The organism is Pseudoalteromonas sp. S4492 (genome assembly GCF_005886115.1).
Taxonomy (GTDB): domain Bacteria; phylum Pseudomonadota; class Gammaproteobacteria; order Enterobacterales; family Alteromonadaceae; genus Pseudoalteromonas; species Pseudoalteromonas gelatinilytica.
This window is the reverse complement of record NZ_PNCP01000036.1, coordinates 122,636-137,297: the sequence shown is the minus strand read 5'-3', so window position 1 is coordinate 137,297 and position 14,662 is coordinate 122,636. Positions and strand designations below refer to the sequence as shown.

The 14,662-nt window shown below is 41.5% G+C and carries 11 protein-coding genes; 8 read left to right on the top strand and 3 right to left on the bottom strand.

All coding sequences use genetic code 11. From position 1 onward, the window contains the following. Window positions 1-59 precede the first annotated feature (59 nt). The 6 genes from CWC28_RS11260 (at window position 60) to CWC28_RS11235 (ending at window position 7,832) form a co-directional block, all read left to right on the top strand. Window positions 60-1,934, top strand: coding sequence for an alpha-amylase family glycosyl hydrolase (locus tag CWC28_RS11260; protein WP_138625198.1), 1,875 nt, complete (start codon window positions 60-62; stop codon window positions 1,932-1,934). Beyond that, entirely contained in the window at window positions 1,927-3,411 is a 1,485-nt protein-coding gene (locus tag CWC28_RS11255) for an MFS transporter (protein WP_138625168.1), read from the top strand. The genes CWC28_RS11260 and CWC28_RS11255 overlap by 8 nt, the downstream gene beginning before the upstream one ends. A gap of 12 nt (window positions 3,412-3,423) precedes the next feature. Then, a complete protein-coding gene (locus tag CWC28_RS11250; protein ID WP_138625167.1) occupies window positions 3,424-5,823 on the top strand; it encodes a glucan 1,4-alpha-glucosidase in 2,400 nt (799 codons plus the stop codon). A 57-nt stretch (window positions 5,824-5,880) separates the two neighbouring features. Further along, entirely contained in the window at window positions 5,881-6,777 is an 897-nt protein-coding gene (locus tag CWC28_RS11245) for a sialate O-acetylesterase (RefSeq protein WP_171038306.1), read from the top strand. A 199-nt stretch (window positions 6,778-6,976) separates the two neighbouring features. After that, entirely contained in the window at window positions 6,977-7,381 is a 405-nt protein-coding gene (locus CWC28_RS11240; RefSeq protein ID WP_138625165.1) for a hypothetical protein, read from the top strand. A 22-nt stretch (window positions 7,382-7,403) separates the two neighbouring features. Then, on the top strand, window positions 7,404-7,832 hold the full coding sequence (locus CWC28_RS11235; protein ID WP_502704931.1) for a hypothetical protein: 429 nt from the start codon (window positions 7,404-7,406) through the stop codon (window positions 7,830-7,832). 8 nt (window positions 7,833-7,840) lie between these two features. Here the strand turns inward: CWC28_RS11235 and CWC28_RS11230 are convergent, their stop codons facing one another. From CWC28_RS11230 to CWC28_RS11220, 3 genes are all read right to left on the bottom strand, one after another. Continuing rightward, window positions 7,841-8,560 carry a hypothetical protein gene (locus CWC28_RS11230; RefSeq protein WP_063705686.1) on the bottom strand — a complete coding sequence of 240 codons (720 nt, stop codon included), beginning with the start codon at window positions 8,558-8,560 and terminating at the stop codon, window positions 7,841-7,843. 184 nt (window positions 8,561-8,744) lie between these two features. Beyond that, on the bottom strand, window positions 8,745-10,931 hold the full coding sequence (locus tag CWC28_RS11225) for an OsmC domain/YcaO domain-containing protein (RefSeq protein WP_138625164.1): 2,187 nt from the start codon (window positions 10,929-10,931) through the stop codon (window positions 8,745-8,747). 192 nt (window positions 10,932-11,123) lie between these two features. Next, a complete protein-coding gene (locus CWC28_RS11220; RefSeq protein WP_105174036.1) occupies window positions 11,124-12,143 on the bottom strand; it encodes a LacI family DNA-binding transcriptional regulator in 1,020 nt (339 codons plus the stop codon). 415 nt (window positions 12,144-12,558) lie between these two features. Between CWC28_RS11220 and glk the strand changes: the two genes are divergently transcribed. Both glk and CWC28_RS11210 read left to right on the top strand, forming a co-directional pair. Further along, complete coding sequence (gene glk, locus CWC28_RS11215; RefSeq protein WP_138625163.1) at window positions 12,559-13,557, top strand: glucokinase; 999 nt, start codon at window positions 12,559-12,561, stop codon at window positions 13,555-13,557. A 22-nt stretch (window positions 13,558-13,579) separates the two neighbouring features. Next, entirely contained in the window at window positions 13,580-14,593 is a 1,014-nt protein-coding gene (locus tag CWC28_RS11210; RefSeq protein WP_138625162.1) for a LacI family DNA-binding transcriptional regulator, read from the top strand. The last annotated feature ends 69 nt before the right edge of the window (window positions 14,594-14,662 follow it).

Genomic DNA, 14,662 nt, shown 5'->3' with positions numbered 1-14,662 from the left:
GTCCGTATGCAGCCCTTAACATTAGTATGAACTGATATTTACAGAAAAATGAAGTAATGATGACAACATACAAACTAACTGCGTTAGTAGTGGCTTCGGTTTTAGGTTTAACTGCCTGTGGTAACGATGCGCCAGTACAGCAGAACACGCAACAGCAGCAATCAGAATCTAACCAAGCAGCTATCTCTAAGCCTGTGGTATACCAAGTATTCACTCGATTATTTGGTAACACTAACACCACTAATAAACCGTGGGGCACATTAGAAGAAAATGGGGTAGGTAAATTCGCTGATTTTAATGATGCTGCACTACAAGGCATTAAAGAGCTAGGTACAACACATGTTTGGTACACTGGTGTACCGCGTCATGCTTTAGTAACTGACTATACTGAATACGGTTTGTCTCAAGATGACCCTGATGTTGTCAAAGGCCGTGCAGGCTCACCTTATGCTGTGAAGGATTATTACGATGTTAATCCTGATTTAGCAATTAACCCTGAGCGCCGCTTAGAGGAGTTTGTAGAGCTAATCAATCGTACTCATGAGCACGGTATGAAAGTTGTTATTGATATTGTGCCAAACCACGTAGCGCGTAACTATGAGTCGGTCGCCAAGCCTGAAGGCGTAAAGGATTTTGGTGCTGATGATGACACGACGAAAACCTATGCTCGCGATAATAACTTTTACTATGTAACAGGGCAGTCATTTCAAGTCCCTACCAGCGATAACTACCAAGTGCTAGGTGGTAACCCGCACCCTCTTGCTGATAATCAGTTTGCCGAAACCCCAGCAAAGTGGACGGGTAATGGGGCACGTGCCGCTAAACCTGACATCAATGATTGGTACGAAACCGTTAAAATTAATTATGGTGTGAAACCAGATGGCAGCTACGATTTCCCGACGCTACCCGCTGATTACGCAGATAAAGATTACCGCGCGCATTATGCCTTTTGGCAAGATAAAGAGCTGCCAAATAGCTGGTATAAATTCCGTGATATCGCGCTTTATTGGTTAGATAAAGGTGTCGATGGTTTCCGTTATGACATGGCAGAAATGGTGCCTGTTGAGTTTTGGAGCTTTTTGAACTCATCAATCAAGATGCAAAAAAGCGATGCCTTTATTTTGGCTGAGGTATATAACCCAACGCTTTATCGCCCTTATATCCAGCAAGGTAAGATGGATTACCTTTACGACAAAGTCGGTTTTTACGACACGGTTAAAGCTGTGATGCAAGGCAAGCAATCAGCGGATACTATTTTCGATATCCAAAGCCAAGTGGCGGATATTGAAGAGCATATGCTGCACTTTTTAGAAAACCATGATGAGCAACGTATTGCTAGCCCAGATTTCGCTGGTAGTAGTGAAAAAGGTAAGCCAGCGATGGTGGTATCTACATTGATGTCGCGCTCGCCAACCTTACTTTATTTTGGTCAAGCTGTCGGTGAAGATGGCTCTGAGGACGGTGGTTTTGGCGACCCAACGCGTACCAGCATTTTCGATTATATGGGTGTACCTGCGCATCAAGCATGGATGAATAATGGTAAATTCGATGGCGGTGCGCTTTCAAAGCAGCAAGCTGATCTTCGCGCTTACTACACCAAGTTAATGTCGTTAAACACACTTCCTGCCATTGTTGGCGGTGATATGCAAGCGGTTGAATTGACAGGCTCAGAACAAGTCATTGCTTTTACGCGCAAGCTAGGTCAACAACTAGTGCTTGTAGTAAGTAACTTTTCAGAAAACCCACAAAATATTGAGCTAACACTTAAGCAAGCGTTATTACCTAAGCTTAACCACAGTGGTTTAACGTTAACTGATAACCTCGAAAATCATGCTGACATTGTGATTTCTGAGGCTTCAACAAAGGCGCCAATTCAATTACAACTGAACGGCTTAAGCAGTGCAGTATTTACCTTAAAGGCTGACTATGAATAATAACAAACCAACGCTAAGCTTTTGGCAAATATGGAATATGTGTTTTGGATTCCTTGGAATCCAATTTGGCTTTGCATTACAGAACGGTAATGTAAGCCGTATTTTTCAAACCTTAGGTGCCAATGTTGATGATATTCCAATTCTTTGGGTTGCAGCACCATTAACAGGCCTTATTGTTCAGCCGATCATTGGTTATTGGAGTGATAAAACATGGAATAAGTTAGGTCGTCGTCGTCCGTTCTTTTTCTATGGGGCTATTTTAACAACGTTATCGTTATTTATTATGCCTAACTCACCAAGCCTGTGGATTGCGGCGGGTATGTTATGGATCATGGATGCGTCAATTAACGTAACTATGGAGCCATTCCGTGCTCTTGTCAGTGATAACTTACCGAAAAAGCAACGTGCAACTGGTTATGCAATGCAAAGCTTCTTCATTGGTGTTGGTGCGGTTGTCGCCTCTGCATTACCTTGGATGATGACTAACTGGTTCGATATTGCTAATACTGCACCTGCAGGGCAAATTCCAGATTCTGTAAAATTCTCGTTTTACTTTGGCGCAGTAGTATTAATTATTGCTGTGTTTTGGACTGTCTTTACTACTAAAGAATATTCACCAGAAGAACTTGAAAGCTTTCATAAACAAGAGCAAAGCGATGACTCGGGCGATGTTCAAAGTGATGTAAACTTTAACAAAGGCGCTGCAATCTTTACGGTTCTTGGCCTTGTGGTACTTGGTATTGTTACGGGTCTATCGCTTGAAAAAGAGCTTTATTTACTTGCTGGTGGTTTGATTAGCTTTGGTGTTATTCAATTTATTGCTGGTGCTTTAAAGGCTAAAAACGCAACCAGTGGTGGCTTTTATCAAGTTGTGAATGATGTATTCACTATGCCAGAAACGATGAAACAATTGGCTTGGGTACAATTTTTTAGCTGGTTCTCATTATTTGCAATGTGGATTTACACCACTTCGGCAGTAACCAGTTTCCACTACGGCAGCACTGACACAAGCTCTCTTGCTTACAATAACGGTGCGGATTGGGTTGGTGTGTTATTTGCCGCTTACAATGGTTTTGCTGCCATTGCTGCAATGTGTATTCCGGTTATCGTTAAAAAGGTGGGACTAAAAATGGCCCACGCTATCAACCTAGTGCTAGGTGCATTGGGTTTGGTCAGCTTCATTATTATCAAAGATCCAAGTTTACTGATCTGGCCAATGATTGGGGTTGGTTTTGCTTGGGCGTCAATTCTATCTTTACCATACGCAATGTTAAGTACCTCAGTACCAAGTAAAAAAATGGGTGTGTATATGGGGATTTTTAACTTCTTTATTGTTATTCCGCAGCTTTTAGCGGCAAGCGTATTAGGCCTAATTTTACGTCACTTTTTTGATAATCAACCGATTTATGCGTTAGTGCTAGGTGCAGTGTCATTCGTACTAGCAGCGGTCGCTGTACTGCGCGTTAAGCAACAATAATAAGGACACACCATGAAAAAATTTAATCTCATTACAGCAAGCTTGTTAGCGTTAGGTTTAACAGCTTGTAGTTCAGAACAAACAGTTAATACAGCAGTTGAGCAGGTGTCTGCACCTGGAGCACCGGGTGTTGAGCCTTTTTGGGCATACTCTGGCAAAACGGGGATTGGTACCTCTTACGAGCAATACCAAGACGGCCACTATAGCGACGCAGCTGCTACCGGCAAAGTATCAAAAGTTTGGTTTTCAATCGCGAAAGGCATGATCACCGAAACCATGTTTGGTTTAATTCACCAAGCACAAATCAAAGATATGCAATTTGTTGTAGTTGGTAAAGACTTTACCGTTACAGAGAACGATGATCTTGATGTAAGCATTGATTATTTATACAAAGACGACGCAGGTCGCCCATTATCGCTTGCTTACAAAGTCGTAAGTAAAGATAAGCAAGGTCGTTTCACCTTAGAAAAACATATCTTTACAGATCCAAACGGCCAAACTTTGTTTGTTCGTAGCGTATTTAATACCGACCTTGAAGGTGTGAAAGCCTACGTTAATGTGAATCCTTACATCGATAACAATGGTTTAGACGATTTCGCAAAAGTGACTGATAAGGGCCTAGTTGCTTGGCAAGATGATAACTTTTTATCTTTACAAGCCGCTCAACCATTTAAGCAAGCAAGCGTTGGCTTTACAGGTGTGAGTGATGGCTTAAAAGAGTTAAAAGCATCGCAATCACTATCAACGACTTACCAAAATACCGGTGATAAGCCGGGCAATGTAAGCTTACTTGCAGAGCTTGGCGAAGTATCAAAAAACACTACTTTTGATTTAGCGTTAAGTTTTGGTAACTCTGAAGCTGCAAGCTTAAAAGAAGGTCAAGCAAGTTTAAATCAAGGTTACCAAAAAGTGCTTGCAGCATATAACGGTGAGGGTACTGCAATTGGTTGGCAAGACTACTTAGCAAGCCTTGAACCTTTGAGCACATTAACTAACAGCACCGCAGATAATGGTAAGTTGCTTTATACCAGCGCCATGGTGTTAAAAGCGCAAGAAGATAAAACGCATGCCGGTGCTTTAATTGCGTCACTGTCTAACCCTTGGGGTGAAACAGTATCAGCTAAAACAGGTTCTACCGGTTATAAAGCGGTTTGGGTACGTGATTTCTATCAAGTTGCGATGGCATTTATGGCCATGGGTGATACACGTACCGCAAAAACGGCGTTTGAATATCTAGAAAAAGTACAAGTAACAGATAACACGCCAGGCAATGGTGGTGATACGGGTTGGTTCTTACAAAAGACGCACGTTGATGGTGAGCTTGAGTGGGTAGGTGTTCAGCTTGACCAAACAGCAATGCCAATTATGTTAGCGTGGAAACTACATCAAGCTGGCGTACTTAGCGATCAAGAGCTGACAGATTGGTATGGCAAAATGTTAAAACCAGCTGCTGATTTCTTAGTTGATGGTGGTCTTGCGAAAATTCTTTGGAATGACACGCAAATCACACCGCCAGCAACGCAACAAGAGCGCTGGGAAGAACAAAATGGTTTTTCTCCATCAACAACTGCTGCGGTTGTTGCAGGCCTAGTGACGGCTGCTGATATTGCTAAAAAAGCAGGTGACACTAAAAATGCAGAGCGTTACCTAGCAACGGCTAAAACCTACAACAGTGAAATTGAAAGCACAATGTTTACGACTCAAGGTAACCTAAAGTCTGAAAACAGCGATGGTGAATATTTCATTCGTATCGGTCAAGACAAAGATCCAAACTCATCAACCACACTTAATGCTAATAATGGCCGTGAAGGTTTTGACAAAAAGCAGATCCTTGATGGTGGTTTCTTAGAGCTTGTACGTTATGGTGTACGTGATGCACTTGCGCCAAGCATTGTAAAAACATTACCAGAGTATGATGATGAAACCTTAGTTGATAACCTACAAGTACGCTACACCTTTAATTTTGCTGATGGCTCGGGCTCGTACCCAGGCTACCGCCGCTATGGTAACGATGGTTACGGTGAAGACCAAATGACAGGTAACAACTACGCTGAAGGTGGTAACAACACCCCGGGTCAACGTGGTCGTGTATGGCCGTTTTTCACAGGTGAGCGTGGTCACTATGAAATCGCTGCTGCAAACGCAACCAACAGCCTAGATGCGATGAAGCAACAAGCGATTAAAGACACCTATGTAAAAGGTATGGAAGCATTTGCCAATGAAGGCATGATGTTACCTGAACAAGTTTGGGATGGCGTAGGTAACAATAAAGCAGGCTATCAATTAGGTGAGGGGACAAATTCAGCCACACCACTTGCTTGGACTCACGCTGAATATATCAAGTTACTCCGTTCAGTGAGCGATAAACATGTGTGGGATCATTACCCAGTTGTTGAAGACGCATTGAAGTAAAAACGTAATTAACATGCCCAATATTTATTGGGCATGTTGCTTTTGGAGCAAGGGAAAATGATGTTAAAAAAACTAGCCTTATGTGCTTTACTCGCAATGAGTACGCAAAGTAAAGCGGATGACTATTTGCTTTACTTTATGGGCGGCCAATCAAATATGGAAGGATTTGGCTTTAATAAAGACCTACCAGCGCAGTATAAAAAACCAGTTGAAAATACGTTACTCTTTTTTGGTAACCCGGTTGCTGATGATGCATTAAATGGTGGCAAAGGTGTTTGGACTAATTTAATGCCGGGCTTTGGTACAGGCGCAAGATCGACAGATCATGCAATTATTTTATCTGATAGATTTGGCCCTGAATTGAGTTTTGGTAAACGTTTATCTGAGCTCACGGGTAAAAAAATAGCCATTATTAAATATGCGCGTGGTGGCTCATCTATTGCGCTTGGGGCATCTGGCTTTGGTACGTGGGGGCAGAACTATGCTGACAACTCCAAGATCAACCAATGGGATAACTTTCAAACTACAGTAAGATCTGCGTTAGCTAATAATGATATAGACGGTGATGGTGAAGCAGATACTTTAGTCCCAGCAGGGATCATTTGGATGCAGGGTGAGGCCGATGCCTATCATGAGCAAGCATCTAAGGTTTATTTAGCTAATTTAACAAGCCTAATGAATGATATGAAAATGACATTTGGCAATAAAAAGTTACCAATCATTCTTGGCAGAATCGAAGACTCTGGTAAAACACCAGAAACACGCATGATGCCATATATAGAGAGTGTATGGGATGCTCAAAAAAAGTTTGTTAAATCAAATGCTAATGCTCATTTAATCGCCTTTGATGAACCTGTCGAATTCATTGAAGATAAATGGCACTATAAAAGTAATTACTATATAAAACTAGGTAACCTTTTTGCAGAAAAAGCAGCCGAAACATTAGCAAAGTAAGCTTCTTTTAAATAACTACTTAAATAATTAAGCCGCCGAACTAATCTAGGCGGTTTTTTTGTTTTGCACTTTTTTACAATTTAATTGTGATTTCCCTATATAGGTACGTTAAGATTGCTTATCTTTAGTTCAGTTAACAAAAGCCATTATTATTTGGCGGAGTTAGAAGCCGATCAATCAATGCAGGGAAGGTACAAATATGTATAGGGTTTTATCTACTTTATTGAGTGTTAGCTTATTGTGTTCTTGTGCAATAAATACAAACGTGGGTGAATATGTGCTTGGTGATGTTGAAACTTCAGTACGAGGTCACAATGTTGAAGTATTTACAGATCGCCAATTAGTGAGCTATAGAGCAACATTTCTTGGCCAGGTTTCGAGCTATTATTGCCAATTAGAAAGTGATATGCATTTACCACAAGCGGGTCCGTTTGATGATATTGATGGCTCTAGAAATCAACTCCAAGATACTCTTAAAAGTAAAGTACAGCAAAGGGGTGGCAACGCGATTGTATATGGACAGTGTTATATCAGTGCTCATGCAGATACTGATTGCCAAAAAGCGCTGAGTTGTGAAGGGTTTGCGTACCAAGTTGAGTATTAAGTCGTTACTTAAGGTCTTGAGCGTGGCTAATTATCCTAACGTTATCCTAGGTTTGATGTTATTTTTTCATGTTTCTATTACCAGTAGTGCTGAACTTAAACCCTTCACTACAGATGGTTGCAGCTCTTTTCCTGATGGCACCTTAGAACATAAAAACTTATGGTTGGCTTGCTGTACAGCTCATGACCTTGCATATTGGCAAGGCGGTACTTTCAAGCAGCGAGAGCAAGCTGACGTTGATTTAAAAAAGTGTGTTGCAAAAGTAGGTGAGCAAGAAATTGCGCTTTTGATGCTTGCTGGGGTCAGAGTGGGTGGCACACCTTTTTTACCTACCAGCTTTCGTTGGGGTTATGGCTGGCCATACCCCAAGTTTTATGGCGAACTAACAGAGCAAGAGCGTTTACAAGTCGAAAGCCGTTTAGCTGAGCTTAAGACTGAGCAAATTAAATAACCTATCGTTTATCTAATTTCTTTACAGTTTTTTGATGCATCGTTGATAGCAGTAGCTTCAGCACTTTTGGCAAAACGTGATGACATATATAGCCCTAATTGGTGGTCTGGCATTTTAATACGCGTAACGCCATTAAAGTGGTGAGGCTCGATATCTTTTGCAATTACAGTCGGTAGGGCTGTGATACCAGCTCTATTCTTAGCTACGAAATCAACGGCTTGTTGCCATGTACTGACTTGATGCTCATGGCTTAGCGATTCATTTTTATCAATGCCTAAATATTTAAGCATTAAGGTACGTGCCCCAGTACCGCGTTTATACACGATACCGTTCAAGTTAGCCTGCCTGCGTAAATTCTCGATACTCAAATCTGGGTCTGCGCTTTGGCTTATCAGTTCATATCCAACTTGATAAATTGTTGCTGAGCGAACCGCAAATAGATCTCTCTGTGGTAATAATAAAAGTGGCATGGCTATATCTACTTCATTGTTTTGCAACATTTTGATAAGCCGTGCTTGCGGTACAGTGATAACATCGTAATCGGTATCTAGGTGATTGATCACACAGCTATAAGCCGATTTTAATTCACCGTGAAAGTCTTTACGTGAGTACTTTAATGATTCGCCATTTTCGCTCGATACACCAATTGTTATTTTTGCAAAACAAGGGTGAGAGCAAAACAGGACAAGTAGAATAAGATGGGCAGTAATAAAGCCTTTTAAGTCCATTTAAAAAAATCGATAGGGTGAAACTTGAGCGAAATTTATCAGTTTAAACAGAACTGGACAAGGTAGGGTTGCTTACAGTGCAATTACATTAAAATGTAAGTGTTTTATTGAGATATTAATTAATTCCCTTATTAAACAAAGGGGTGGAGCTGTAAGTTGGTTGCTTACAGCTCGATTTACCTGATTATAGCCCAGCTTTTTTAGCGCGAGCAGTGTGTAGCTTTTTGTAGCTTTCGATTAAACGAAGGTGTCTATCTAAGCCCTCAAGCTTCATGCTGGTTTCTGTTAAACCATAGAACATTACATCGCCGTTGATTGAGCCAACAACTGCATCCATCGTTTCTTGACCAAACATACGGGTGAAGCTATGAATGTAATCTTCAATCTCAAGGTCATCGCTAAGTGCGACTTCCAACGTTGCGTGCATTGCTTGGTAGAATAGGCCGCGCTCAACAATGGTATTGTCGTTATACTGTAAGAATGCTTCAACAAGCTCCATTGCAGCTTCTAAATCACCAAGTGCTAGGTAAATAAGTAGCTTCAGCTCAAGAATCGTTAACTGACCCCATACAGTGTTTTCATCAAATTCAATGCCGATTAAGGTGATGATATCAATGTAGTTATCAAGTTCACTTTGTTCAAGACGTTCAACGAGATCAGCAAGTTGATCTTCTGATAAACGATGCAGGTTTAAGATATCTTCGCGGAAGTTAAGTGCTTTATTGGTATTGTCCCAGATTAAGTCTTCTACTGGATACACTTCTGAGTAATCAGGCACTAAAATGCGACATGCAGTACCAAGGTCTGAGAATTCAGCAATGTAGGCTTCTTTACCTAAGCTTTCTAATATACCGAATAAGCTCGCCGTTTCTTCCTCATTGCTACCAGAAAAATCCCACTCAACAAAATCATAATCGTGCTTAGCGCTGAAGAAACGCCATGAAATCACGCCAGTTGAATCAATAAAGTGCTCTACAAAGTTTTCCGGCTCAGACACAGCCATGCTATTGAACGTTGGCTTAGGCACATCGTTTAAGCCTTCAAAGCTTCTACCTTGTAATAGCTCAGTTAAGCTGCGCTCTAACGCCACTTCAAAGCTTGGGTGCGCACCAAAAGAGGCAAATACACCGCCAGTTTTAGGGTTCATGAGTGTTACGCACATGACAGGGAACTGGCCGCCTAGTGAGGCATCTTTTACAACAACTGGAAAGCCTTGTTCTTCAAGACCCTTAATACCCGCAACAATCCCTGGGTATTTGTTTAAAACGTCCTCTGGTACGTCTGGTAAAACAATTTCTTGCTCAATGATCTGGCGCTTAACAGCACGTTCAAAAATTTCAGATAAACATTGTACTTTTGCTTCGGCAAAGTTGTTACCTGCGCTCATACCATTACTTAAGAATAAGTTTTCGATTAGGTTTGATGGGAAGTAAACAGTTTCACCGTCAGAGTGGCGTACATAAGGAATAGAACAGATGCCACGTTCTTTATTGCCAGAGTTGGTATCAATTAGGTGTGAGCCACATAGCTCACCATCTGGATTATAAATTTCACGGGTATAGTCATCTAAAATGCCCTCTGGTAGAGAGTCATCCTCAGTCAGAGCAAACCACTTTTCATTTGGGTAATGAACAAACTCACTATTAGCAATGTCTTCACCTAAGAACTGGTCGTTATAGAAGAAGTTACAGTTTAAGCGCTCAATAAATTCGCCTAAAGCTGAGCATAGCGCGCTTTCTTTCGTTGCACCTTTACCATTAGTAAAACACATAGGCGAAGCTGCATCACGAATATGAAGTGACCATACATTTGGCACAATATTACGCCAAGAAGAAATCTCGATTTTCATCCCTAACTCTTCAAGGATGGCAGTCATATTTGCGATGGTTTCTTCAAGTGGTAAATCTTTACCTAAAATAAACGTGTTGCTGTCATCACCTGGTTTTGCCATCAGCATTGCTTGCGCATCAGCTTCGATGCTTTCAACAGTATCGATTTTAAATTCAGGGCCAGTTTGAATAACACGTTTAACTGTACAGCGCTCAACAGAGCGTAAAATACCCGTGCGATCTTTCTCAGAAAGGCTTTCTGGTAACTCAACCTGAATTTGGAAAATTTGGTTATAGCGGTCTTCTGGGTCAACGATATTGTTTTGCGCAACACGAATACCGTCAGTCGGGATATCACGTGAATTACAATACACTTTAATAAAGTAAGCCGCACACAATGCAGAAGATGCTAAGAAGTAATCGAATGGACTTGGTGCAGTGCCATCACCCTTATAGCGAATAGGTTGGTCTGCAATGACAGAGAAATCATCAAACTTGGCTTCAAGTCTGAGGTTGTCGAGAAAATTAACTTTAATTTCCATTAAAAAATTCCACCTTTGTGCGCGTTGCCATCTAAAGCGTTATGCCAGATAAGCATTTTCATCATAATAGGTGTAATTATCTGCTTTTTCGAAGTAATAGTCTTGGGTAAATCGAAAAAAAACTAATTTTAATGCAATCAGTGTCTGGTTGAGTAGGAAGTAGGCGATAACAAGGCTGTTATCGCCACAAAATTAAACACTCGAACCGCGAATAATTAATCGCGGTGGTAAAAGGGTATTCTCTACATCTTCACCACGAATAAGCTTGAGCAGGTTATCGACCAACATTTGCCCGGCAAGAGTGGTGTCTTGTTGAACAGTGGTGAGTGGTGGGTTTACAAAGCTGGCAACAGCAATGTTATCAAAGCCAACAACATGCACATCATCAGGGACCTTTATTTTTGCTTCTTTCAATGCGCGAATAGCACCAATAGCAATAAGGTCACTGGCGGCAAATAATGAGTTAAAGCGAATGTTATTTGCTATGAGAGAGCGAGTCGCGTGATAGCCAGATTCTTCTGTCGAAATGGCATTCGCCATTTTACGTTCGTTAAGTTTGATGCCTTTTGCTAAAAATGCATCTTTAAAGCCTTGGTAGCGGGCAAAAAACTCCGGGCTATGATCAGAAGCATCGCCGATAAATGCACAATCAGTTCTACCGGTTGCAAGTAAATGTTCTGCTGCTAATTTACCACCGCCGTAGTTATCGCAGCTCACCGTCAAATCTGGGCGGTTATCAACACTTGCACCCCAGCAGACAAATTTCGTGTGTTGATCAATTAAGGTTTTAAATTTAGGTTGATAATCGAGGTAATCACCATAACCAAGCAGAATTAAGCCATCTGCACGGTGGCTGTCTTCGTAATCGGCTTGCCAATCAGAGCTACTCGACTGAAACGACACCAGTAAGTCGTAGCCTTCTTTCGCACAGGCTCTAGTAATACTGCCAAGCATTGCCAAAAAGAAAGGGTTTATTTGTGATTCATCCGAAGTGGGATCTTCAAATAACAACAGGGCGAGGGTGCTACTTTGCTGTGTTCTTAAGTTACTAGCATTTTTATCAACTTTATAGTTGAGCTGCTTTGCTACCTCATGAACACGTCGACGCGTTTCTTCGTTGACCAAAGGACTATTTCGCAGCGCGCGAGACACGGTTGACTGCGACACACCCGCATAATGTGCAATGTCAAAAGATGTCGCCTTACCTTTCATATGGTTACCAAATAACAGAAGTAGTATTTGCCATTTTCGGCTATTTATTATTTTTTTCAAGCTATTTGTGACAAGCGGCGTGTGTGTGGCTGTTCTGTACACAGCTAGGCATTTTTTATGCGTATATAAATGCTTTTTCGATACTTAATACGCAGGTTTTTCCAATAAATACGTATGCATGCACAAATAATGAAAATTTTTATTGATCCCAATCTGACACCGGTGTCATAATGTCACTGTTTTATCATTTTGTTGTCAAAACGTATTTGGCTGCCCATTCATTTGGGCAGCATTTTTTTAATACAAAAGATAGCTTCTTTGAGGTAATGACCCAAAGTTTAGCAGACACAGTGGCTTTGCCATTGAAAACTAGAAAAATAAGCGGCAACTAGCTTAGACAAATAGAGAAAACATCATGAACACACAGACAACCACAGAATTTGCTCCTATTCTTGTTGCCGATATCGGCGGCACTAACGCTCGTTTCGCTTTAATCACTGACTTTAATGCACAAACTAACCAGTTTGTTATCGAGCACAATTTAACATTCCCAAGTGCTGATTTTGGCTCATTAGAAAGTGCAATTAACCAGTACTTCAGCCAAATTTCATCTCCAAAGCCAAGCCGTGCATGTTTAGCAGTAGCAGGCCCAATTAAAGCAGGCCAAGTTCACTTAACGAACCTTGGCTGGCACTTTAATGTTGCGGATTTAAAAGCAGAATTCTCATTCGAGCAACTTGAAGTCATCAACGACTTTGCAGCATTTGCCTATGCGGCGCCTTATTTAGATGATACGCAAAATATGGCTGTTAAAGCAGGTCAGGCTGATGAAAATGCGAACATTGCGGTTATGGGACCAGGCACTGGTTTTGGTGCTGCGTGTTTAGTTCGCACATCACAAGGCAGCGCTGTTCTTAGCTGTGAAGCAGGGCATATTTCTCTTGCGGCAGTGACAGAATTAGACCGCTTGTTAATCACTGAGCTTAAAAAGCAGTTAAATCATGTATCTGTTGAGACTGTGTTCTCGGGCCCAGGGATAGCACATTTATATCGTGCTATGGCAGCGGTAAAAGGTGTTGAAGCAAAAAATTTAGATGCAGCACAAATTAGCGAGCTTGCAACCACTGGTCAATGCGAAGTGTGTGATGCAACACTTAATCAATTTTGTGATTGGATCGGCAGCGTAGCAGGGGACTTAGCCCTGACATTCGGTGCTTTAGGTGGCGTATTTATTGGTGGTGGTATTTTACCTCGCATGCAACAACGTCTATTATCTAGTCGATTTGTAGAGCGTTTTGCAGACAAAGGCATTATGTCGCAATATACTTCACAGATCCCCGTTACGCTTGTAACACAAGACAACATTCCATTCATTGGTGCTGCTGCGTGTTTACATGTAAATAGTAACGCGTAACTAGCAGTTGGATGTAGAGCGGATGAAGAAAGTAACCATCAACAGTGTCGCCAGCTATGCCGGTGTATCGAAAAAAACAGTATCTCGCGTACTCAACAATGAGCCTAACGTGAGTGATGCAACGCGCGAAAAAGTACTTAAGGTATTTAAAGAGCTTGATTACACGCCAAACCCAATCGCTCGAGGTTTGGCTCAAAACCGTAGTTTTATTATTGGTTGCTTGTACGACAATCCGAGTAAAAGCTATATTACCCGTGTGCAAACCGGTGCTTTAGCGGCGTGTCATGAGCTTAACTACAATTTATTGATCCACCCATGTGAATTACGCGGCGAAGAATTAATTAGTAATATTGAGCAATTAATTCAAACCTCTCGTTTAGATGGCATTGTACTTACCCCACCATTTTCAGATTTCCCTGAACTTGTCAGCTTTTTAAAATCGAAAAAGATCCCGTATGCTCGCGTCGCATCTGCGGTACTTGAAGACGACTCTATTTCGGTAAGAAGTAACGACGAGCAGGGTGCTTTTGAAATAACAGAGCATCTTATTAAGCTGGGTCATAAAGAAATCGCCTTCATTAAAGGTCACCCTGATCACAGTGCGACAGAGCAGCGTTTTAAAGGTTACCGCAGAGCACTTGCCTCAAATGGTATTGAGTTTGATGAACGCTTAGTTGAAGAAGGTAACTTTAGTTATCACTCTGGTGTTGATAGTGCGCGTACTATTCTAGATTTAAACCCTCGCCCAACAGCAGTATTTGCTTCTAATGACTACATGGCAGCGGCGGTGCTAAAACTTGCTACGCAAATGCAATTAAGAGTGCCGGATGATATCTCTATTGCTGGATTTGATAACGCACCTATTGCTCGCCATATCTGGCCAGGGTTAACGACCATTGCACAACCAGTAGAAGAAATGACCCAGCAAGCGGTTAAGCAACTGATCACCCATATTAGCGACCCACAAGAGTCTCCTTACCAAGTAACCCTTGAGGCAAAATTGATTACTCGCGAGTCGACAGCAGCGATTAAATAAATTTCATCTTGTTTTTTCACAGTAGCCCGAGAATGAGTGACGCGTTCTCGGGCTTTTTTATTTTCAATC